25 protein-coding genes and 1 pseudogene are annotated in these 22,527 nt (G+C 47.3%); 5 read left to right on the top strand and 21 right to left on the bottom strand.

What is annotated here, in order from left to right; all coding sequences use genetic code 11:
* Positions 1–31 precede the first annotated feature (31 nt).
* Complete coding sequence (locus DWY93_RS02355) at positions 32–220, bottom strand: hypothetical protein (RefSeq protein ID WP_117469388.1); 189 nt, start codon at positions 218–220, stop codon at positions 32–34.
* A 447-nt stretch (positions 221–667) separates the two neighbouring features.
* On the opposite strand from DWY93_RS02355, the gene DWY93_RS17060 reads away from it, so the two are divergent.
* Positions 668–844: a hypothetical protein gene (locus DWY93_RS17060; RefSeq protein WP_158553079.1), complete on the top strand. Its 177-nt coding sequence runs from the start codon at positions 668–670 to the stop codon at positions 842–844.
* A 37-nt stretch (positions 845–881) separates the two neighbouring features.
* On the opposite strand, the gene DWY93_RS02345 is transcribed toward DWY93_RS17060, so the two are convergent.
* Both DWY93_RS02345 and DWY93_RS02340 read right to left on the bottom strand, forming a co-directional pair.
* A complete protein-coding gene (locus DWY93_RS02345; protein WP_117504982.1) occupies positions 882–1,196 on the bottom strand; it encodes a helix-turn-helix transcriptional regulator in 315 nt (104 codons plus the stop codon).
* A 34-nt stretch (positions 1,197–1,230) separates the two neighbouring features.
* Positions 1,231–1,509: pseudogene (locus DWY93_RS02340) on the bottom strand (sigma-70 family RNA polymerase sigma factor); the annotation flags it as partial.
* A gap of 379 nt (positions 1,510–1,888) precedes the next feature.
* Here DWY93_RS02340 and DWY93_RS02335 point away from each other — a divergent pair.
* The gene (locus DWY93_RS02335; protein ID WP_242990503.1) at positions 1,889–2,455 is read left to right on the top strand and encodes a carbon starvation CstA 5TM domain-containing protein; all 567 of its coding nucleotides are present in this window, start codon (positions 1,889–1,891) and stop codon (positions 2,453–2,455) included.
* Positions 2,456–2,703: 248 nt separating this feature from the next.
* Here DWY93_RS02335 and DWY93_RS02330 read toward each other — a convergent pair whose 3' ends face one another.
* The 4 genes from DWY93_RS02330 to DWY93_RS02315 form a co-directional block, all read right to left on the bottom strand.
* Positions 2,704–4,014: an FtsX-like permease family protein gene (locus tag DWY93_RS02330; RefSeq protein ID WP_117469385.1), complete on the bottom strand. Its 1,311-nt coding sequence runs from the start codon at positions 4,012–4,014 to the stop codon at positions 2,704–2,706.
* Positions 4,001–5,917, bottom strand: a complete 1,917-nt coding sequence (locus DWY93_RS02325; protein ID WP_242990502.1) for a CARDB domain-containing protein — start codon at positions 5,915–5,917, stop codon at positions 4,001–4,003. Before DWY93_RS02325 ends, DWY93_RS02330 begins: the two co-directional genes overlap by 14 nt.
* 77 nt (positions 5,918–5,994) lie before the next feature.
* Entirely contained in the window at positions 5,995–6,843 is an 849-nt protein-coding gene (locus DWY93_RS02320; RefSeq protein ID WP_117469384.1) for an ABC transporter ATP-binding protein, read from the bottom strand.
* 232 nt (positions 6,844–7,075) lie between these two features.
* Entirely contained in the window at positions 7,076–8,116 is a 1,041-nt protein-coding gene (locus tag DWY93_RS02315) for a hypothetical protein (protein ID WP_117469383.1), read from the bottom strand.
* Positions 8,117–8,318: 202 nt separating this feature from the next.
* Here DWY93_RS02315 and pyrB point away from each other — a divergent pair, with 202 nt between their 5' ends.
* Together pyrB and DWY93_RS02305 are read left to right on the top strand one after the other, a co-directional pair.
* Positions 8,319–9,242, top strand: a complete 924-nt coding sequence (gene pyrB / locus DWY93_RS02310; RefSeq protein ID WP_117469382.1) for an aspartate carbamoyltransferase — start codon at positions 8,319–8,321, stop codon at positions 9,240–9,242.
* Positions 9,236–9,658: an aspartate carbamoyltransferase regulatory subunit gene (locus DWY93_RS02305; RefSeq protein WP_015554166.1), complete on the top strand. Its 423-nt coding sequence runs from the start codon at positions 9,236–9,238 to the stop codon at positions 9,656–9,658. Before pyrB ends, DWY93_RS02305 begins: the two co-directional genes overlap by 7 nt.
* Before the next feature lie 101 nt (positions 9,659–9,759).
* On the opposite strand, the gene DWY93_RS02300 is transcribed toward DWY93_RS02305, so the two are convergent.
* Together DWY93_RS02300 and DWY93_RS02295 are read right to left on the bottom strand one after the other, a co-directional pair.
* A complete protein-coding gene (locus DWY93_RS02300; RefSeq protein ID WP_117469381.1) occupies positions 9,760–10,758 on the bottom strand; it encodes an isocitrate/isopropylmalate dehydrogenase family protein in 999 nt (332 codons plus the stop codon).
* 21 nt (positions 10,759–10,779) lie between these two features.
* Complete coding sequence (locus DWY93_RS02295) at positions 10,780–11,631, bottom strand: DUF6282 family protein (protein WP_242990501.1); 852 nt, start codon at positions 11,629–11,631, stop codon at positions 10,780–10,782.
* A 231-nt stretch (positions 11,632–11,862) separates the two neighbouring features.
* On the opposite strand from DWY93_RS02295, the gene DWY93_RS02290 reads away from it, so the two are divergent.
* Complete coding sequence (locus DWY93_RS02290) at positions 11,863–12,783, top strand: LysR family transcriptional regulator (protein ID WP_181968476.1); 921 nt, start codon at positions 11,863–11,865, stop codon at positions 12,781–12,783.
* A 64-nt stretch (positions 12,784–12,847) separates the two neighbouring features.
* Here the strand turns inward: DWY93_RS02290 and DWY93_RS02285 are convergent, their stop codons facing one another.
* From DWY93_RS02285 to DWY93_RS02225, 12 genes are all read right to left on the bottom strand, one after another.
* The gene (locus tag DWY93_RS02285; protein WP_117469378.1) at positions 12,848–13,042 is read right to left on the bottom strand and encodes a hypothetical protein; all 195 of its coding nucleotides are present in this window, start codon (positions 13,040–13,042) and stop codon (positions 12,848–12,850) included.
* A gap of 532 nt (positions 13,043–13,574) precedes the next feature.
* Entirely contained in the window at positions 13,575–14,120 is a 546-nt protein-coding gene (locus DWY93_RS02275) for a hypothetical protein (protein ID WP_147324183.1), read from the bottom strand.
* 89 nt (positions 14,121–14,209) lie between these two features.
* Positions 14,210–15,718 carry a recombinase family protein gene (locus tag DWY93_RS02270; protein ID WP_107001168.1) on the bottom strand — a complete coding sequence of 503 codons (1,509 nt, stop codon included), beginning with the start codon at positions 15,716–15,718 and terminating at the stop codon, positions 14,210–14,212.
* Between the two features lie 400 nt (positions 15,719–16,118).
* Complete coding sequence (locus DWY93_RS02265) at positions 16,119–16,319, bottom strand: hypothetical protein (protein ID WP_107001169.1); 201 nt, start codon at positions 16,317–16,319, stop codon at positions 16,119–16,121.
* A 490-nt stretch (positions 16,320–16,809) separates the two neighbouring features.
* Positions 16,810–17,232 carry a sigma factor-like helix-turn-helix DNA-binding protein gene (locus DWY93_RS02260; RefSeq protein WP_107001170.1) on the bottom strand — a complete coding sequence of 141 codons (423 nt, stop codon included), beginning with the start codon at positions 17,230–17,232 and terminating at the stop codon, positions 16,810–16,812.
* A gap of 808 nt (positions 17,233–18,040) precedes the next feature.
* Complete coding sequence (locus tag DWY93_RS02255; RefSeq protein ID WP_107001171.1) at positions 18,041–18,577, bottom strand: hypothetical protein; 537 nt, start codon at positions 18,575–18,577, stop codon at positions 18,041–18,043.
* 635 nt (positions 18,578–19,212) lie between these two features.
* Positions 19,213–20,628 carry a relaxase/mobilization nuclease domain-containing protein gene (locus tag DWY93_RS02250; protein WP_117471734.1) on the bottom strand — a complete coding sequence of 472 codons (1,416 nt, stop codon included), beginning with the start codon at positions 20,626–20,628 and terminating at the stop codon, positions 19,213–19,215.
* Between the two features lie 79 nt (positions 20,629–20,707).
* Positions 20,708–20,998, bottom strand: coding sequence for a CD1845 family protein (locus tag DWY93_RS02245; protein WP_023042378.1), 291 nt, complete (start codon positions 20,996–20,998; stop codon positions 20,708–20,710).
* A gap of 161 nt (positions 20,999–21,159) precedes the next feature.
* Complete coding sequence (gene vapD, locus DWY93_RS02240) at positions 21,160–21,528, bottom strand: VapD family protein (protein ID WP_016306491.1); 369 nt, start codon at positions 21,526–21,528, stop codon at positions 21,160–21,162.
* Between the two features lie 3 nt (positions 21,529–21,531).
* Positions 21,532–21,870 carry a hypothetical protein gene (locus DWY93_RS02235; RefSeq protein WP_016306492.1) on the bottom strand — a complete coding sequence of 113 codons (339 nt, stop codon included), beginning with the start codon at positions 21,868–21,870 and terminating at the stop codon, positions 21,532–21,534.
* Between the two features lie 160 nt (positions 21,871–22,030).
* Positions 22,031–22,372, bottom strand: a complete 342-nt coding sequence (mobC, locus tag DWY93_RS02230; RefSeq protein WP_015553878.1) for a plasmid mobilization relaxosome protein MobC — start codon at positions 22,370–22,372, stop codon at positions 22,031–22,033.
* On the bottom strand, positions 22,372–22,527 hold a 156-nt coding region (locus DWY93_RS02225), incomplete at its 5' end, for a DUF4316 domain-containing protein (RefSeq protein ID WP_117471809.1). The genes DWY93_RS02225 and mobC, both read right to left, overlap by 1 nt.

Here is a 22,527-nt window from a genome sequence, read left to right as displayed (position 1 = left end):
CCCAACGGGGCTATCGGCTGTTCCAAACACCTTATGCAAGCCTTCGCAGATATTCTTCCATGTTCAGATACTCAATGTCATCTACCACATAGCTCTCCCCTCGATAGAGGACGAACATTCCGGTGATCAGACCGTAGCGGTGCTCCACCTGGGCGCAAGCACCGCTGCGGATCAGCGCGCCTGAGCATAACGCAAACCTGGCTGCACAGGTTACAACCACCACCTCGATGATATGAGTGGTGGTTTAATATTATTAGCCCTCCTAAGGTCTATGCCACTGCTCGCCCCGAAGGGCGGTATCGCAAGCACTATTACCGGCTCTACTATAAAACGATGCTGCCGGAAACTTCTCTTCCCGATTCTTCTGCTTGCTCTTTATATATTTCCGTACGTTTTCCTCTTTTATATTGCCGATTGTCTCTACATAGTATCCTCTTGCCCAGAATGCTTTATTCCACCTATTTCGTAGCTTTGAATGTCTGTCATAAATTCTTTTTCCTCAATCGTTTTCCTTTATGAACACAGAAGTACATTCTCCACCAACCACAGTTCGCAAGCGGCAATATGATTTCCCATATAAATAAGAAAACAGGCTCTATCTGTCTACATACATATTGGAAATCACGCATAGATTGAAGCAGCAAATGCTCTGGAAAGGATGGCTGCGATGGAAGTGTTTCTGATTTTCCCCAAATCACAGCAGGCAAAGCAGGAGCTGGTAAAGGAGCTGGCGAAGTTTCAGTCCGGGCAGATACTGAAAAATGTACAGAAGCTGCCCTGCTCCACGGAGCAGAAGCTGGAACTGGTAGATGCAACGATGAAGCACTTGAAGGGACAGAGGTGATACATACGCAAATAGCTTTGATTTACTCCTTCGTATCTTAGCCCCGTCCTGCTTCTTCATAATGAATGTAAGTGCTGCGGTCGATGTCTGCATAGTCCGCCACACTGCGCTGGCGAAGTCCTCTCTGATAGCGATACCACCGCAGCTTATCCGCGATTTCTATGATCTCGGATGTATCTGAAAACCGCAGATTGAACCTCCCGGCATCCAAAAACTTGTGAGGGAGAACGACCGGGAACTTGAGAATTCGGAGCGGCGCAGCTTTTAACGAACCTGCATCATTCGCTGCCAATATATAGCTGCAGACCTTCAGGCGGCAGAACATAGCTCCATTTTGCACCAAAAGTTTCATGATTTTCCACTTGAAACTCCCGATTGTTCCGTTACGTTAGCATAGCATTCTCCACACATTTCGCCGCATATGTGGCAAGTCGTGATCCTTTCTCCACATTAAAGGTATTTACTGCCTTTATAAGTCCTATGGTCCCCACCGACAGGAGATCATCCATATCGTATCCGGTCTGCTGGTACTTCTTTATGACATGGGCAACAAGACGGAGATTCCGGTTGATCAGCACTTCTCTCGCTTCCAGGTCGCCCTCTTTGTAACGCTTCAGGTACTCCCGCTCTTCCTGTATGCTCAGTGGTTTCGGAAATGTCTTCAAAGAAAGCCGCCTTAAGCTTCATTACCTTATTTTATGCGGGCGGATCTGTTCAGGTGCTTTTACAATTTCGATTGTTTTTCCTTTACATCAAGATCTGGATCTGCGGTCTTTCTTGCCTGTATCTCATCGTATCCGCGCCGGATGCTCACCTTTTTTTGTTAATTTTTCGTATCGTTACTACTATTTTTTTGCAAAAATCTTGCATATTTTTACCGGCAGGGGTACAACAAATTGATTTTATAAAATTTTTATAATTTTAATCTGTGTTCTCGCAGTTTTAACTCTCTGCGCCATCGGTTATGCTTACAAGTGGAACGCAGTTCATCCGGATCAGGCATTAAAGGGCGCGACAGCGATCTTCGGAGGCGGTATCGCTCACATGATCGACGATATCATCCCGGGAAGCTACAGCATCTTAAACTCTTTACTGGTACTTACTTATTCTGCCTTCTGTCTTACTTCCCTTGATACCGCAACACGTCTTGCGCGTTTCATGTTCCAGGAATTCTGGCTTGAGCCGGGTGAAACTGCTGCCGACATCAAAGAGGGCTGGAAAAAGGTTATGGTAAATCCGTACTTCGCTACGATCCTCACAGTTGTCCTTGGCATCCTTCTCGGCATGAACGGATATGGAAAGATCTGGGGACTGTTCGGAGCTGCCAACCAGCTTCTCGCGAGTATCGGCCTCTTAGCCGTTGCCACATGGCTCGGAAACATGGGCAAAAACAACAAGATGTTCCTGATCCCGATGGCATTCATGATCATCGTTACGATCACCTCCCTTGCACTCACAGTTAAGAACCAGATCGGCATGATTGCCGCAGGCGGCGCTGACTGGGGTCCGTGGGCACAGACGATCCTCGGAATCCTTCTGATCTTCCTTGCGATCATCCTTGTTATTGAAGGTGTACAGACACTGTCCAGACAGAAGGCGGCCAAGGCTTAAGTGCCGGGTAAATGATCAGATATTTTAAGAATTGAAAAAGACACGTCATACAGGTTTTAAGTGAAACCTGTATGGCGTGTCTTTTGTTTTACCGGATCTTTTAATCCCGATTTTTCTGTTGCCTGTCAACCGTCCGCCTTTCCATGTGCGGCTTTACAGTGGAATTTTTCTGCCGCTTTCCAACCTGCCTGTGGACTGGCTGAAATGTCAGATTTTTAAGGTGTCAGCGCACCCAGGACTCATTTATCTTATTCGTTTCTGATCGCCGCCAGCGGACTTAATTTCATCGCCCGCAGTGCCGGGAAAAGTCCGGCCAGCATGCCGATGAGGACCGCAAAGACCACAGCGGATCCGGAAAGCCACAGCGGGATCCTTGAGATCGCTCCGGAGCCGCCGGTCATGCCGGAGAGACTGGCTCCCAGAAACTTATTGATCGCCGCGGAGACGCTGTAGCTTAAGCCAAGTCCCAGAACGCCTCCCATAAATCCGATAAATCCTGCCTCCATCAAAAACATCGTCCGGATATCTCCAAGCGCACATCCCAAAACCTTCAGCACACCGATCTCCTTCGTTCTCTCATAGATGGACATCATCATCGTGTTTGCAATTCCGATTGCCGCCACAAACAGCGATACAGCACCGATGCCTCCGAGGACCGCCTGGATCATATCCGTCTGCTGCTGGGCCTGTTCGAGCCACTGCATGCTGCTGTAGGCCTCATAGCCCATATCTGTGATCGCTTTCTGGACCTCCGTCACATGTTCCATATCGTCCACATTCACATAAACCATATTGTAGACAAAATAATTGTAGGGTTTTCCCTTTTTATTTGTCGGCTGTCCGGGGATCGGGTTCTTCCGGTAGATTTTTTTCAGCTGGGTCTTTAACAGATCAATATCCGTGTAGATCTGGTATCCATACTCAGAAAATCCGTTCTCGCCGCCATCCACCAGAGCACAGGCCGGGAAAAGATACTTTTTCTGGCTGTTTTCATCCCCGTTTCCCATATTCTGGAACATGGTAAAAAACGGCTTGTGTATAAGATCCACTTTGGAAAGATCCTCACCGTCCCAGCTTCCCTTTCCGGTCTTGCTGTTATAAAAGTTGTCGGAAACCATATTTCCGACGATAAATTCCAGAGTCGCCGCATTCTTATCCGGAAGCTTTCCCTCCGCCAGCGGAATCTGTTCCAACTCCTCCCTTGGCATTCCCACAATGTTCGAATATCCCTGATAAACTCCCTGCTTCAGATTCACATCTGTCTCCAGGATCGGGGACACACTCTTCACATGTGGGATCTTCGCAAGCTTCGTCACCGTGGCGTCCACGAGGTAATCGTCCTCGGACTGGTTCCCGTATCCGGAACTGATCTGGATCCTTGTGAGACTTCCGAAGGAAGCATAGGATTCCACGGTATTTTCCTTCAATCCGATTCCCAGAGAGACCATGACTACGATGGAGGCCGTGCCGATGACAACACCCAGAACGGTAAGTCCCGTCCTGAGTTTCCGTCTGCGCAGGTTATTGATGCTCATGATGAGCAGATCAAAGAATCTCATCGTCCATTCCCGCTTTCTTCTTTTTGCGTCTGATGACCACAAGGATCACAGCTGCAAGGACCACTCCCACGATTCCCACCGGAATTGCGAGATGTTTCAGTTTATCCGTCGTGGACGGTTCCGGCTGTATATCGTCACTGCTCCAGGTATCATCAACATTGCTTTCATCCATGCTCTGATCCTCATTTACCATAAGCTGGATCTCTTTCTCGACCGTAGAGACTTTTCCGTTCTCATCCTCATATGTAATGGAGAGTTTTACCTTTCCGTCATCCATGGTCGGGGCGATCCCGTTGATCATCGTATCCACGTTTCCGCTTTTTCCGGGTTCGATATTTCCAACATAAGCCTCATTCTTCTGGATAGAATCAGCCTCAAAGACCGCGTTCACGTTATAGAGCATGACTTTTCCGGTGTTGTTGATGGAAAACATCACGTTTGACTCTTCGCCTACGGAAATAGCATCCGGCATGACCTCGATGGTGCCGGTATTTAACCGTGCCTCCTGCTTTAATCCAACCGCGATCTTTACGGCTTCCTTCGCGTTCTTGAATTCCGGGCTGTCATACTGCTCATTGATCGTGATCGTGTAGGAACGCTGTTCCGCTGTGGGACTTGAAGAAAATTTTATCGTCAGCGTGTCGGATGCTCCCGGTGCCAGAGAATTAACAACCACGGAGTTTGAACCGTTCACCGTCGTAAATACCGGACTGTCGCTCACTGTTTCCGACTCGAAGGTAAACAGGATGTTGCTGGCTGCGATACTGTTGGAAGCGTTTTTCATGCGCACCTTCAGCGTAAAATCCTGTCCGGCATAGATCTCCGCAGGATCCGTCTCAAAGCTGTCGACGATGATACGCGCCTTTGTTCTTTCGTTCTCGCCTGCTTCAGAATCCAGAGAATCATCCTCGTCTTTTCCATAGACCCGCACATAAAAGGTATCCTCAATGGGAGCAGCAAAGTTTCCATTCTCATTTTCCCGGTAACGGATCTTAAACTTGATCGGATAATAGCCGGATTTCGCCTTTTCCCGCACCGCCATGCTGAATGGAACCGCCACCGTCTGATCCGGATTCATATTTCCCATCTGCCGGTCATAATTTCCGTCATTGATCTCGAACGGAAACTTCGCGATATCCTCAGAGAGCTCCATATCGACACGTACATCGTAGGCGGTCTTATAACCGGTATTTCTCACATTTACATCGAAATTCATGACCTCGGAATAGTTCGCGGACGGGGTGGGCTGATTCTCGCCGAGGGCGAATGCTACCGGCTCGGAGTTGTCCTCATTTGTCTCACTGGTTCCTGTTGTCTTCTTTGTCTCGATCCACGCCATGATCGTCTTTGCGTACTCGGATGACATTCCGTCCTCGCCCTGAGCGCGCTTCGAGATATAGATCAGGATCGGATAGTATCCCTCTTCCAGACCTTTTTTTACATTGACATTCAGGTTGACGGTCTTTTTCGCTTTTTTATTTACATGACCGACCTTGTAATGGCGGTTTAAAGAATCTGTCACCTCAAAGGGATAGATCGTCTTCATAGACTGAACGATGCTGCTCTCCTCGCTGTCGCGGTCCTCCGTCTTTGTGATCTCATCGGAATAATGGTTCCGGAAATCATCCTCGGAGGCGATCCAGATCTCCGTCTCGATCCAGTCTTTGTCCTCCATGTTCATGAGTGTCACGGAGACGGTTCCGTTTTTTCCGATATATAAGGTCGGCGTCTTTCCGATCACAAGGCGGACGGTATCATTGTCGTCATCCATCCGGTATACCTGTGGGATCGTCTCCGCCGCTTCTGTTGTCTCCTTCGCCGCGAATGCAGTTGCCGGGACTGCGCCCATCAGCATGCACGCGGCAAGGAATGTTGCCATCCAGCGTAATCCTTTTATTTTCATACTGTTCCTCTCCTCCTGGCTGTTCTATTTTAGTTATTTGTGCCAGCTTTCCATATTTTTGCGTTTATTCCAAAATTTTATTCTGACTTTCCCTCTATCCGGTGTTCTTCTGCTTCCACAACTGTCTCTATTTGCTCTTCTTCTGCCGGATTCTTAGATTTCCCCTCCGCCTGCGCCTCTGCCGCCGCCTGCATGGACTCTTCTAACTGCACCAGGTCCACCTCGTGGTGATTCTCCTCGATGCTCACGATCTTTCCGTCGATAATCTTAAAGATCCGGTCCGCGTAGGTCGCCAGATTGTTGTCGTGGGTAACCATCACAAGCGTCTGCTTCTGTTCCCTTACGACCTTCTGCATGAGTTTTAAGACTTCCATCGTTGTCTTCGAATCCAGGTTTCCTGTCGGCTCATCCGCAAAGATGATCTGCGGGTTCATCGCCAAAGCCCTTGCGATCCCGACTCGCTGCTGCTGTCCACCGGACATCTGGTTCGGCATATGGGTCATAAATTTCTCAAGTCCCACAAGCTTTAAATACTGTTTCGCCCGCTTGATCCTCGCTGCCCTCGGCATTCCCCGAAACGATAACGGCAAAGCCACATTTTCCACCGCATCCATCGTCCCGATCAGGTTGTAGGACTGGAAGATAAACCCGACCCGCTCTCTTCGGAAGGTCACAAGCTGTTTTTCATTCAACTTTTCTATATGTTTTCCGGCGATCACGATCTCTCCTTTTGTCGGGTGTTCCAGACCTGCCAACATATTTAAAAGCGTCGATTTACCGGAACCGGACGGTCCGGTAATCGCGCAGAACTCGCCCCGGTGGATCTCAAAACTCACACCATTTAACGCGTAAACCTTCTCCTCGCCCATGCGGTAAACCTTATACAGATCTTTTACCTGTATTACCGCATCTTCCTTCTGCTGCATCCGTCCGCCCCCTTCTTCTTAAATTTTTACAGCGTTTTTTCGCCGATTCTTTTTATATTTCAAGTATATCGTTCCCATCGTGTTCTGACTATATAAAATTACTTAATTATTCTTACAATTTCTTACGTTCTTCCGGATCCGCAGAACCCACGGTCAATTCTCTCCGCAGTCATAGAAAAAAGGGAATCTCTCCGGTTTTACTGAAACCGTAGAAATTCCCTTTGCGCCTGTCCTATTCCATTTTTTCTGAATCTGTTTCTTTTACATCTGCCTCTTCTATGTCTGCTTTTTCTTCGTTGTTCGTTTCCGGCTGCAGGTTTTCAACCGTTCTGTCCATATTCCACTGCTCTCCCTGCTTATTTTCCTCCTCACCGGAAAGTCTCCTCTTAAATTCTTTCAGGTACTCTTCCAACGACACATACTGTCCATTATTTACCCGATATGACGGATTCCACATCCGCACGACCCGGACCTCTGCCTCGTCCTTCTTTGTTTCCTTCACCGGTCGGTAGTCCCTGTCCGCAAAGAATACATCTCCCCGGACCAGATCCTTCCATTTCATATAGATCTCACGGTTCTTTTTCTGCTTTTTATTCTGGAAAACTTCCATAACGATCAGGCGGAAGAGATCCTCGCCGCAGCAGACCACGGTCTTTGGATTTAAGAGACGGATCTGCTTCTTGATAAACTCGATATAATACTGGCCGTAGTCCATGCTGATTTCGTCGGCCGCGCCTTTTCCACCGCGCTTATTGATATAGAGGACTGCTGCCTTTTCCCTTAGTTTTTTCCCCGGAAGCCTGCACTCCTCGCCTGGATGTTTTTCCTCCCACAGGATCTTCTGCATGCTTGTGAGATAATCCAGATATTCCACCCGGCCGGAGGGACTTTTTCCGGATAGGAAATCCGCGCGGATGTCCGATGCCACCGGCATCGTCTCACCCTTCTGGATCATCTTTCTCATATTTGTCTCTTTTAATATGTAAAGCGTCCCGTCATAATGTTCCGGATCCGCGATTCCGTCGATATGAAAATTTCTCTGATCCAGCTCCGGATAGCAGGTGTTCCCAAATGGATCTTCCTCCATCTGCTGCATCAGCTCCCACAACACATAAAGTTCCTCTATAGAGCGGCATTTCGCGACCTGCCCTTCCAGAACGATCTGTTCCATCGTCTTTCTCATAGTTCCTCCACCGCGCGTTTCCCGCAGTTTTTCATTTGCATTTCTGACTTTCTCCAATGTCCTTTTTCCACGGGATTTCACGAATTTCATCTGGCAGTTCTTCCTGCCCTGCAGAATTTGTCCACTTATTTTTCTTTTGTTTCTCTGCGTTCACTATTTCATATTTTAACACAATTTTCTTTAAAAAAATAGTGGAAATTCTGTTTCAGATTCGCTATAATAGTGAAAATGCCTAAGCGCTGTCACATACGATGCGGACCGCCGTGAGGCCTGAAAGGAGATTATAAACATCATGAGACACATGTTAAATCCTCTTGACTTTTCTCTTGAGGAGACGGAAAGTCTTTTAGAACTTGCCGCCGACATTGAGAAAGACCGTTTCCGATACGCACATGTATGCGACGGAAAGAAATTAGCTACTCTCTTCTATGAGCCCAGCACAAGAACCCGTTTAAGCTTTGAAGCTGCCATGTTAAATCTTGGAGGTTCCGTTCTCGGATTTTCCTCCGCTGATTCCAGTTCCGCTTCCAAGGGCGAAAGTGTTTCCGATACAATCCGTGTTATTTCCTGCTACGCAGATATCTGCGCGATGAGACATCCAAAGGAAGGCGCCGCTTATGTAGCCGCCACCAAATCTTCGATTCCTGTTATTAACGCCGGAGACGGCGGTCACCAGCATCCCACACAGACTTTAACCGATTTATATACGATCCGTTCTTTAAAGGGCAGACTCTCCAATATGACGGTCGGACTCTGCGGAGATCTGAAATTTGGCCGTACCGTTCACTCCCTGATCAACGCGCTGTCCCGCTATGAGGGAATCCGTTTTATCCTGATCTCCCCGCCGGAATTAAAGGTACCGGATTATATCAAGGAGAGTGTCCTTGATGCCAAAAATATCGAGTACCGTGAGACGACCAGTCTTGATGACGCGATGGAAGAACTGGATATCCTCTACATGACAAGAGTCCAGAAGGAGCGTTTCTTCAATGAGGAAGACTACATCCGCATGAAGGACTGCTACATTCTTGATAAGGATAAGATGAAGCTTGCGAAACCGGATATGTATGTGCTTCACCCGCTCCCGCGTGTCAACGAGATCTCTGTTGAGGTGGACGATGACCCGCGTGCCGCTTACTTCAGACAGGCCCAGAACGGCGTATATGTCCGTATGGCACTCATTATGACATTACTGGAGGTAGAAAAGCCATGTTAAATATCAGCGGAATTCAGGAAGGCGTTGTCCTTGACCATATCCAGGCGGGCAAGAGCATGGATATCTATCGCTATCTGCGCCTCGGCGAGTTAGACTGCACAGTCGCGATCATCAAGAACGCAAAGAGCAACAAGATGGGAAGAAAAGATATCATCAAGATCGAGGGACCGTTAGACTCCATCGACCTCGATATCCTCGGCTATATTGACCACAACATCACCGTCAACATCATCCGCGACGACAAGATCGCCGAGAAGCGCACCCTGCATCTCCCGAAGATCTTAAAGAACGTGATCCACTGCAAGAACCCGCGCTGCATCACCTCCATCGAGCAGGAGCTGCCGCATATTTTCTATCTCGATGATAAGGATCATGAGGTATATCGCTGCAGATATTGTGATGAGAAGCACAGTTGATTCCGCTTCCGCAGGTTGCGAAGTGCTGTAAAACGCAGCAAAGAGAACCATCCCCGGCGATCCGCCGGGTTTTGGTTCTCTTTTTTTCTATCTTTCTTTTATTATAATCTCGCGATCACAGCATCCACATACTCTTCCGTAGATGCCTCACCATGGAGATCTCTTGTCAGGTGCTTTCCTTCCGCAAGGACCTCATCCACTGCTTTTCGGATGCGGGATGCTGTCTCATTTTCACCGAGATACTCAAGCATCATGCATGCGGACCACAGGAACGCCGTCGGATTTGCAAGGTGCTTTCCGGCAATATCCGGAGCGCTTCCGTGAACGGCTTCGAACATTGCGTAGTCGGCACCAATGTTGCTGGACGGTACAAGACCAAGGCCGCCGATCAGACCGCTGCAAAGGTCGGAGAGAATGTCGCCGTAGAGGTTCTGCATTACCATCACATCAAACTGGTTCGGGTTCATGACGAGCTGCATGCAGGTGTTGTCGATGATCTTGTCATCAGCCTCGATTTCCGGGTAATCCTTTGCGACTTCACGGAAGATCGCGAGGAACATGCCGTCAGACATCTTGAGGATGTTTGCCTTGTGAACGCAGGTAACTTTCTTTCTGCCGTTCTTCTTCGCGTACTCGAAGGCGTCGCGGATGATGCGCTCAGATGCTTTCTTGGTGACGATCTTGATCGCGTGAACCGTGTTCTCATCAATCTGTTCTTCTTTTCCGACATACAGACCTTCGGTGTTCTCACGGAAGATCACGATATCCACGTTCTTAAACGGAGTTTTTACCGCGTCATTGGACTTTACCGGGCGGATATTCGCGTAGAGGTCATACTTGCCTCTAAGGGTAACGTTTAAGGAACGGAATCCCTTTCCAACCGGGGTCGTGATCGGGGACTTTAAGAGAACTTTTGTGCGCTCGAAGGAAGCATACGCCTCGTCCGGGATCAGGGCACCGTTTCTCTTCCACTCATCCTCGCCGACATTGTAGATCTCATACTCTAACGGCGCATCTGCCGCTTTTAAGATCTTTAAGACATTGTCCACTAACTCCGGACCGATTCCATCGCCGCGAAATACTGTTACTGTGTGTTTCATAATTAAAACTCCTCCTGATTTTTAAATTCCCAGCAGATCTGCCGGTATCGTATGTGTCATATGGTATACCTGCTCTTCGGGGATCCCATGATCCAGCAGGTACTGCATATATTCTGCCATTTCAATTTCCCAGTGCGGGTTTTCTGTCTGGCCGCCGTCTGTGTCAACCATGACATTTTTGTATCCGGCTTCTTTGATGATCTCAAGGTTATCCGGCAGATTGCTCTTATACGTTCCGCCGCCCATGTTCTGGGCATAACAGCGCTCCAGGATCACATCGTAGTCCTTTACCATGCGGATCTGATCCTCCATGGTCATTCCCACGACCCACCATTCCGGATGGGTGATTACGATCTTCTTCACCCCAAGGTTTCTGGCCGCCTCCACCACCGTGAAGGATTCCTCCGGTGAGATGTGCGCCGTGCCGAGAACCGCGTCATAGTCACGGACAAGCTCCAGAATCGTTTTCAGCTCCGGAACGATCATCCCGTCTTTTACGACCTCCACGCACTGGCTCGTGTCCTGCTTCATCTTCTCCAGATGGTTCTTTGCCGACTGGGTCGGAAGCCAGACGACCTTTGCGCCCATGCGGAGTGCCACGTCAACGGCCTTCGGATTTATTCCGCCGACCGCCCGGTTCAGCGTGATCCCGCCGAACATCGTGAAGTCGTTCGTCTTCCCATGTACAATCTCATTGTGGCGGTTGCAGAGATATGCCCGTTCCACCGTCGATCCCTGATGAGTCTTGATCACGATAGCCCGCGCGCCTGCACGGATCGCGGCTTCCATCAGTTCAAAGTCATCATAGGCACGAAGGCGCAGATCCGGATTTGTATGAACATGCATGTCGATAACGCCCTTCATAAGATCCATTTTCATCTGCTTTGTCCCTCTCTGATCATTTTTTACTGTTGCTTTCTTACGGGAATCATTTTATACTAAATTTGTTATTAAAAAAAGCCCTAAAATCATATACCCGGTATCGATATTTCCGATATCTGCTTTTGAACATGATCCGTTACCCTGCAGGCTGCGAAATGGAGATACCGCCTACTATTCCGATATTTTCTTACCGACTATATGACTGAAAGGAAAATATATCCTATGGATCTCAAGGAATTAAACTATGTTGTGACCGTTGCAAACGAGGGAAGCATCTCCCGAGCCGCGGAGAAGCTTTTTATGAGCCAGTCCAGCTTAAGCCAGGCGATCCGTGTCCTGGAGCAGGATCTCGGGACCTCTGTCTTCGTCCGCACCACCCGCGGAGTCCGGCCAACTGCCGCCGGAGATGCCTTTATTTCCCACGCAAAGCAGATCCTGCAGCAGTACCGCGCCGCATGCAGTGAGGCCGCAGACATCGAAAATCTCAACGGCGGTACCGTGATCTTCGGGATCAGCACCTACCGCGGCACGTATCTTTTGCCGCCGGTTTTAAAGCGCTTCCGCGCCCTCTATCCAAAAGTCCATGTTGAGATCTGTGAGATGGACAGCATTGACCTCGAGGACCAGCTCTTAGAAGGTCTTCTTGACCTGGCCCTGATCGCCGCCCCGCCGGTCCGGATCAGACACGGCGTTTCGCCGTTCATGCGCGATGAGATCATGATCGTTACCACCGCGGATCACCCGGTCATGGAATTTGCCAGAATATGTGAATCCGATCCGGAACTTTCATGGATCGATCTCAAAGACACTGCCGCCTTCGAATATATTTTCGGACCGCCCAATACCGTACTCGGCCGTGTCGCTCGTCAGGCGCTGCGGGATGCCGGAATCGAGCCCATTGGGCAGGGCACCGATCTCTCCGCCTCCTTCGCCGCCGCTATGGCAAGAGAAGGTGCCGGTCTCGCCTTCACCTACCGTTCCTGCCGTGTCCCAGGAGATCATTTCCGCTATCTCCGGATAGGAAAAGAAGGAATATTCCTTGACCTCGCCCTGGCATGGCCCGCCGTAAAATACCGCTCCCGGGCAGCGTCAGCACTGGCAGAACTGTTTCAGGAGATGGCTCCGGAGCTGCTGCAAAGGTGATGGATGCCGGACTACAAAAATGAGCCCGCAGGTATAGAAAAGCTGTTACCGTGGAGTGTTGTGGTCAAGCTTTTTTGTAACACTTGTGGCTAAAAAAGCTTGACCACAACACTTTATACAATATCGCTTCCAAAAGTCTCGGCTGTGCACTGTCTCTTTCTTTCCATATCCGATTGAATGACCTAGACGCTTTCACATACCCTTTATGTTCCACATTATCTCTTTGCGAACAGCCATTGTTTTCAATGTCTTCTGCCATAGATGGTCATTCCTCCTTTCTCGGTCATACTCAAGACTCCTACTGATTCGGTCCTTCACCTCTCGGCTACTATGACCTCTGCTGACTTCTGTGCGTTCAGCATTGCTTTATGCAATGGTTACCTCTTTCAAGGCGTACCGCACAGACCTCCCTAGGTACCACACGTTTCTTCCTCTCCATCCATCTGCCTCATCTATCATGCATGATTCCGTGTAGTTATTGGGCTTCAACGTGTCTGGCAGTCTTACCCTCATGCATGACCTCATATGAGATTTCTGTTCGTCAGACCAGAGATTTGCCCGTGAGTTAGTATGTTCCTCACATCCAGCTTCCTCCAGATTCCATCTCACGATGGACACCCTTGCCTTCGGCTATATCCTTCCCACTACCGGGCGGATTCGGGACTTTGCCCCGTTAGAAACGTGCGCCGTCAGGCGCACCAGAAAAAAAGCTGATAGAAAGATTTTTCTACCAACTTTTTTACGTATTAATACAATCAAACGCTATCTATATTATCCACCGAAATAATGGCTTACTCATTACTGTAATTGCTCTCAAAAAGTCCTTTTATTAAAGGGATCAGAGATTTATTATAATAATATTCATACATATTCGACTTATTAAATACATTTTCATCTTCTGAAATAAGCATAATTCCTTTGTTATTTTCTTCTGAAAATGTTGTATCAAGAATAAATACGTAAGATATAATCTTAAATAAATCTCCTTCATTGCTACTGTTAATTACATTTTTCCACTTTATTGGTTCCTTATAATAAAAGCTTATTAAAATATCTTGATTTGAAAGTTCTTTTTCTGAGAAAGTATTTAATATTTTTATTGGCGCATCCATATCTTTTAAATTGGCATCAGTAAGAGGCTCATTGATATCTTTAATAGTCTTCCACCAATTCCTTTCAATTAAAGCAACCACTTCTGAGAACTCCAACTGCTCCGGTGTTAAATATATTTCCGAAATACCATTATTTACTTTAATGCTTGTTGGTGTCGATAATACTGCTTGTGGAAAATCAATTCTATCATTACTGTGCCCACATGCAGATAACATCAACATCATAAGCAACGGTGTACAAGGGGTACAAACAAGATTAAAAAGAAAAGATAGATTTGAAAGTAAGTAGAGTGGGATAATCCAGAAGTTAGAGCTTAGATTTTCCACTCTACTTGAACGTGGTCGCTAGTTGCGCTGATTGAAATAATCAGGCCGTCAACGGCTTTCCTTTTGTCGTCAAATTCAATGCTGTCCCAATGGTCGAGGTAATAAGAGAGTTCCTGCTCCTTTTGGGGTGACATTGTTTCAATGGACATTTCCGCAATCTCCTTTGAAATGGTCTGGCGGCGAGTGTCCAGTTCTTCAATTTTTTTGTTAGCATAGGCAAGAAGTGTTGCGTTGGCTCCGGTTAGCGTATCAAGTAGTTTTTCAATCTCGGCTTCAACTTGCGCCAGTTCAATTTGATGGGCGGTCAGTTTGGGATTGACTTTTTCCTCCCGGCTATGGCGGACTTGAAAATTTTTAAATCTCGCCCGCATAGCACTGAAAATAAATTCCTCAAATTCAGATTTACGGATTTTACCACAGCCCGGGCAGCCTTTATTTTCAGTCCGTTTACTACAGCGAAAATAGCCTTCGCTGTTCGGAACGTGTGTTGCCTTTAAGGCATATCCGCAACACCCGCATTTAACTTTTCCGGCAAGCCATGTATTTTTCGGCTTACGTCCTTGTTGAAAACTCTTATTTGTCATTAGCTTCTTCCTGCATTTCAGCCATACATCAGACGGTATGAGCGCTTCATGTGGAGCGATTACAAGTATCTGGTCTTTCAGGCTCCTGTCTTTATCCTCCTTCACGTCCCGGCCCTGATAGAGATAACAGCCATTGGTTCCGGCAAAATCGGAAGCGTCATTGACAATAGCCGCCCCCTGGCTTTTAAAAAATTCGTAGAGTTCTAAATCTGCTTGTGCGTAAACAGGATTTCTTAAAAGCTGTGAAATAAAGGTACGGAATAGCGATTTACCGTAAACTTTGATGTTCTGTTCCTCAAAGTACCGTGTAATGTCACCAAAAGACGTTTCCGGCTCGGAATACATTTCAAACATGAGCTTTACATATTGGGAAGTTTCGGGGTCTGCCACCATCTTTTTTGTGCGGATACCTTCAACCACTGTCGGCTCCAACTGATAACCATAGGGGGCCTGTCCGCTCATGTGAAAACCTTTCAGGCACCGGGAGTAGTAAGCGTCCGTGACGCGTTTCTGGATTGTCTCACGTTCAAGCTGTGCGAATACGATACAAATATTCAGCATGGCCCGCCCCATTGGGGTTGAGGTGTCGAACTTTTCTGTGGACGAAACAAACTCCACGTCATATTCCTGGAACAGCTCCATCATGTTTGCAAAGTCCAGAATGGAACGGCTGATTCTGTCCAGCTTATAAACGATTACCCGCCGCACCCGGCCCTTTCGGATTTCTCCTAACAGCTTTTGAAACTCCGGCCTGTCCGTATTCTTCCCGGAATAGCCTTTATCCTTGAATACTTTACAGCTTCCGCCTTTCAGCTCATACTTACAAAAATCAATCTGGCTTTCAATGCTGATACTGTCCTTACGGTCTACCGACTGTCTCGCGTATATACAATCTTCTCTGATAATGTCCATATTGGGCTCCTTCCGTATGGAATGGAGCTACCAACCTTACAATTATATTATACCATAGGCAGCCCCGGACAACAATGTTGCGGTTGATTAGTAAAATCTGTCCGTGTATTTACTGAACACATCATATAAGTGATTTTCGATTTCTCTTTTTCGCTTGTTCTTTTCATCCGGGGATAGTACCGGAATTAGATTTTCCAATACGATAAGTTTCCCTTGAAAATATACGGATTGTTTTTCGCTTTGGTATGTAACAGATTGAACCATCGAAAACCTCCACTTTTCAGTACGGATGAACAGCGGCCAGCTTCCCTCTTGTCTGCTGGGGAAACCTAAAAAAGCGGCTCCCTGGAAGGAACTGCCCTTTGAGCTTTCCCCAGCCTCGGGCCACGTTGGCCCGAAGCTAATAATCGCCGTTATAATATTTCTGTTCAGCCTCGTTGAGTGTGTATAAGTCAAACACTCCATAAAGCTGATTTACTACACGGCTAATATCTTTATGGGTGAATCCACAGTCCTGCATGGCCATAATCACATAGCCCCGGCAGGCGTCATTACTCCATATATTCAGCGTTAATTCTGGACTAGATATATTTTCCTTCATAAAATTCTCCTGTTCATAGAAAAATATGGGGCCCAGCCAGAACGGTTGCCCTATCATCAGACAGTAATAGAGGAAGGGCCCCACAGGTTAGAAAGTTTTTTCAGATAGACCGGACGGACAGTTGACTTTTTGTCCCATAGCATTTCAGCTCTCCCCATTCTGATGGCAAGGCGATCTCATTACCTGCGACGGCTCACGGTTCGCAACACCGCTGCACGCTCGGATTGTGACTAATCGCAAGTATCCGGGTTTTGTGTTTTGTCCGGCAGACCTGCCACAGTCTGCCTACGGCATGGGCCTGGTCGCTCTCTCTAGTGTAAAAATAGAGGTCATGGCGGGCCTGTCACTGGACACAAGCACCCTTCGTATCCGTCTATCTTTTATTCAGTTTTCAATCTGCGTGAGGCGTGTCCCGCTTCGGGCCAATGTGGCCCGAGGCTTTGACTGCCTCTCATAAGCCATTTCATTTTTGAGGCGAAATCGGTACACCTTATAAAAATTTTTTTAAAATTTTTTCCAAGTTCCGAAGGCCGCGCTCAATGGCGAGCCGCACGACCTTTTCATCCACACCCTCGGCCCGGGCAATGTCTTGTTTCGTCAAGCCGAGAATGAAATGAGCGTAAATGCGCTTTGCCTGTTTGTCGGGCAGTCGTGAGATGGCGGTATAGAGTTCTTGTATCGTCACTTTACGCTCATACAGTTCATAGGGAGAGAACGCAACGAAAAGCGCCTCATGCTCAATTCCATCATTCCGATCCAGGGAGTAATAGGCTTTGTGCCGGTATGTACGCAGACGGTAAGCGGCTTCCTTCCGGTCAAACTCCTTGAACATTTCAACAACATCTTCTGGTACTTCCATAAAGTAGTCTGACGTATAAAAAGGGTAATAGTCCCGTAAATTTATAATAGCCATATTGAACCTCCGCTTTGTTTTGTGATGGATGGACAACAAAACAGAAGCGGCGGGGAGCGTATATGTAGGCTGAAATTTCTGAAATTTTCAAAAAATAACAGTGAAAAATCTATAAAATAGTAAAGATGGCTACTCGTTCTAAAAAAGCCTCGACAGCTTATCTCAAGACTGGCTCTGTTTCGATAGCAAATCCTGAAATAAGGTGTCGAACATAAAAAAAGCTCAAACAAATAACAGCTTGTTTGAGCCTTAAAAAAGTTTAAATTGGAATAAAACTCCTCCCATCTAGGAGGAGGTAAAGCAAAAGGGGCGTTGCTTCATCTATTTTTTCTCAATAATCTAACTCATGTTATTAGCAACCTCCGCGTAAAAATCTCGTAGTTCTTTTATTATCATATAATGTATTTTTTGCAAAATTTGTCGTAGATAGGAGGCAAAAATAAAAAAATAGAGTAGAGGATATGTTAATGGTTAACGTACCTCTACTCTATCTAATTGTTACTAAAAATTTTCTTTTAAAAAGGTTGTTACAAAACAGACTCAATTTACTATATATAGTATATGTCAATTATTAAATCTACCATATACAGAACATTACTTTTCTCTTTGCAACAACCCTTTTAAATTGTATAATTGCTTTCACTTAATCAGCATTATTTTTTATCTGATTGAATAGCCATCCTATAATTCGAGCTATACAGTATAAAACACCAAGTCCAAGGACGGAGCATACAACTAGAAAAAATATAGACATTGCCGACATATTTACATCAACACCTTTTTGAATAGGACTCTACTTATATTATTCTTAATTTAATACGGTAGAAACTTCTCCATTAAAAACTTCCGTTCTTAAAGCGAAAGAAAGTGTTCCTACTCCGCCGACTACATTTGCTCTCATAGAGCCAGTCACTTCGGCCGCTTTGCTTGAGGTAGATGTTGCACGGCCAATGGCTAAACTTTCATCTTCAACCGTTCCGCCAACACAGTAGGTATTTAAATCACGTGCATTAGAAATTTTCCACTGGCTACCACTCTTTGATAAGTCAAATCTGTAATCCATACCTGCGACACCCCAAAATGCATCCGATTTCCACGTTCCTTCAGTAGCAGGATCACGAGTTAAAGGAGGCGTATAGCTAAGTGTCACTGTTACCGGCTGACCGTCCTTCTCGAAATGTAATGTTTCCGAATAGGGCTGGCTTTCGTCAAAATTATTCAGATCGACACTGAATGTTTGTCTCTGTTCTGGAGAATCAGCAGCAAGAGCACTAAATGCGCTACCAACTACCATGAGACTCAGCGCTACCAACAGACCCAATGCCTTTTTCAAACCTTTCTTCATAAATGACCTCCTTGAGACTTTACCATAGTAACAAACTCAGATTTTTTAGCGCCCACCATTATGTAAGGCACTATTCTCTCAAATTCTCCTCCTCTATAGCCCCAATGGTATCCCTCCCTTTACTAATCGGTTATGAGCTTTTTATAACTAACTGTAGTATACCACAGAATCCCTATATATGCAATATAATCTAAAAATGGTAAATAAAACTTAATAAATTGTTAATTATCAACATATATCGTATATTTTTCTGATATAAAAACCGGGTATTCAAGTTTTGTGTTTTGATGTTTGAGTTAAAACGATAAAAAGAAAGAGAACTTGTTGATATAAAAAAAATATCATTCTTTTTGCATAAACATATAAAAACTCGAAAAGCGATTGATAAATCACCGAAAATTTGTGGCGAATTTTCTTAATATAGATATTTTAAGGAGGTATTGCGTAAAACAATAGATGTTGTATAAACTCAATAATCTTTTTTGCAGTATATTGCTAAATAGCTAAATGGCAAGCAATGCCTCTGTGGCCACAAGTGGCACAAAGGCTGCTTGTTGGGGCTCGCCCCAAACCCATATCTTCGGGCCAACATGGCCCGAAGTGTCAGCGTCGCTTTGCTCCTTATTTTCATAACCTTAACGCTCCTTTTCCTGCTTTCTTCCCGGCTCGGTGTAGCCCATCAGAGTGTCAATGTTCGCCTTGATTGTGACGATCTCCTGCATATCCCGTCGTGCCTTCTGGTATTCTCCATAGAGCTGTTTTTTCTTTGCTGTGAGCTTACGGCCTTCTTCCTTCAGCACATCCATTTTGGGGAGCTTTGCCCCGCCCAGCAGAGAGCGCATTTCCGCTTGTGCAACCCGGTACAGTTCAAGGTCGGCCTCATGCTCCGCAAGGAATTTCCGGCTGTACTTCGTCGCCTTATACTGCTCAAAGACTGGGCGGGTTTTGGCATACTGAACCGTTGCAGCCTTTAGCCCGGCATTGGTTTTCATAGCCTGTTCCGTCTGCTTGACCTGCTCGGAAATAGCATGGAAACGGTCTGCCGCCTCGGTGGCTTTCTGCGCCAACTGCTCATAATCGGTCAGGTTATTGTCCTGTATATAGGCAAGAGCGGCGGCCATCTGCTTAATGTTAAATACCTTCGCCCAGCGTTCATATCCAGGCCCCTTACCGGCAGCCAGCTTTGCTTGAATATCCACCGCCAGACTGATTTTCCGTTCCGAGCGCCCGGGGCGTTTTTCTTTGCCCTCAATGGCAGACAGAACATCTTGCAAGTCGTAGCCGTCTCCCAGCGTGGAAGCCCGCAGACGGGTAAAGCGTTCCTGTCCCTGCCCGGTCAGCCGGAAACTGATACCGCCGCCCCGAACCGTCTTGACCTCATATCCGGCCCGCTTCATCAGATTGAGAAATTCGTCCAGATCAGCGGGGCGTTCCGCCAGCGCAGTATCAATGGCAAGGCGCAGTCTGTCCTGATAGGAAAGCGGCCCTTTTCGTTCTTTCTGCCATTCTCCATAATTCCGATACTTGCCCTTGCTCCGGGGCTTCGGGTTCTCTACAATGGACAGCCCGTTTTCAAGGCACAGCCTGTCAGAGAGCCGCCGGAGGGCGAAGCTGGAGCCCCAAAAGTTTCGGAATTTCCGGGTGCAGTCAAGGGTGGTGGAGTTGTAATAAATGTGACAATGGATGTGCTGCTTATCGATGTGCGTGGTAACGATAAAAGCGTGCCGCCCCTTTGTCCAGCGCATAGCCAGCTCATAGCCGATACGGTTCGCCTCCTTCGGGGTGATCTCGCCCGGATAGAAGGATTGTCGTATCTGATAGCACAGCACATCATTTTCTTTTTTCTGTTCCCGGCCCGTCATAGCGGCATAGCTGGCTTTTGCCAAAAGGAACTCGTCCGCCACGGTGGCCGGATCACATTCATAAGCGGAGATATACTTTCCGCTTTCTGTTTTCTCCGGGTCCTTGCCATAGTCCAGACAATCCCGGATTGCCTCGGCAATCGTTTCGCCTTCGCCCGCATGGCGCTGCAACAAAGTTGTGGTAGCCAGAAATCATCCCTCCTTTCCATGAGAAAAGGGCGGCCCATCCAGACCGCCCCGACTTCGGGCCAACATGGCCCGAGGCTGTTTAACTTGCCAGAAACCGGTACAGAGCGGATTTGCCTCCGTCCAGCGCCCAAAGAAGGGAGCCCGCCGCCGCTTGCAGTCCATACGGCGAAAGAAGGAAAGCGAGAAACAGAAATACAATCCCGCCTATGGGCGTCGGCGTGAAAAAGAGAGCGACACCCAGCACCACCAGAATCACAGAGGCAATCGTCAGCAGGACGGCACAAATATCAAACAGGAATACCAGCAGAGCCGCCAGAAGGGACAACGCTAAAGCAAAGGGAGCAACCAATATTTTCAGCAGTATCTTCATCTTCAAAACCTCCTTTATCTATCCTTCCTACCTCTATTTTATCATGCCTGCCCGGGGACATAAATGTTGCGAAAGATTAGTGAATCCTGTCCCAAACCTTCGGGCCATGATGGCCCGAAAACAGAAAAAGCAGGACACATTCATGTCCTGCCAAATTTCTGCTATTCTGTTTCCTGCTGCGGGCAATCGGGAACTGTCAGCAGCGAAGTGTCGATAACAATATCCTCTGCTGGTTTCAAGAGCTCTGTCAAATCGTGCTGCCGTCCCACGTTGGTCACATCAATTTTATTCACGCATATTCCAATCCACGGAAACTGTCTGCTTAATTCATCCATCAAGTCGTATATATCAGCAGTTGCCAGCTTATCATCCGATATGTAGCCGGAGCCTTGACGGTGAGAAAAACGATGCCGTTTGAAGAACCGGCGCAAGTCGTCATACGCCTGCCGGTAATTGGCTCCGGGGTAATGCTCTTTTAATTGATGGGTGTCCAGATCAAAATTTAAGGCTTTGAAATATTTTCTCTCCAAAACTCAAGCCCTCATTGCTGTTTTTTCCTGATAGTGGGTCAACAGATCTTCTTCATTGAAATCATCTGGACTGTCAGAATCGTCACTGTCACAAAGACGCCACACAGAAACATTATCCATGAACCATGTCTGCCGCTTCAAGGTATTGACGATCCGGCCGAACAGACTAAAATCCCTCGCTCTGCCGCAGTCACGGAATACCAAAGCGCCGGAACCATCCTCCATACGGGGAAGGCCCACGGTTTGGAATGTATGATTGATTGTGTTGTAAATGCCATCCAGCCGGTACTTATTTTCGGCTGTGATTTTATCATCATTCATGCGAATAACCATTTTCAGCATGGTATCAGCCTCCCTTCTTGAATTATTATATCATTATAGAGCTGGTTCTACAATCTTGAAAATCTGAATTTTTTATGACGGGCTTCGGGTCATGCTGGCCCGAAGTGGTAAAAAAAGAGCAGGGCGGCAAGCCCCACAACGGAAGCCTGCCGCCCTCGTCTTACTTTGCCACCAGCTCGGAGAGCTCCCGCAGCACCTTTGACACCTCGCCCCACAGCTTTTCATAGTCCCGCTTCAATCCGTCGATTTCCTCCGGGTACACGCCATAGGTGTGTGCGTGTACGGCGACCTGATTGAGATTGTTGGAACAGCGCCGTTGCAGAGAGATCAATTCTTTTACGGGCGCAAGGTCGATGTGCAGGATATACCCGTTCAGAGCCATTTTCCGTACATAGGCCCCGGCGTTGGAAATGCCCGCCTCGGCCATCCGTTCATGGATGGCTGCCAGCTCGTCCGGCGTTACCATGACGTGCAGATGGACATTCCGCTTGCGGTTCTCCATCATCGTTCCAGCTCCCGGCCTTTCCGGCGCTTTTTGGGTTCCTTTACCTTATCCAGCGGTTTTGCGTCCAGCTCCGGGGGCGTGGGTTGGATGGGCGTGTTGTTGGGTACGCCGTCAATCATGTTGCAGTTCTGCTCCGTGGAGAGCTCGGCGGT

Origin of the sequence: Clostridium sp. AF28-12 (genome assembly GCF_003435225.1) — a bacterium.
GTDB lineage: Bacteria > Bacillota > Clostridia > Lachnospirales > Lachnospiraceae > Pilosibacter > Pilosibacter fragilis.
The sequence above is the reverse complement of the archived record's forward strand: the minus strand, read 5'-3'. Positions and strand labels throughout refer to the sequence as shown.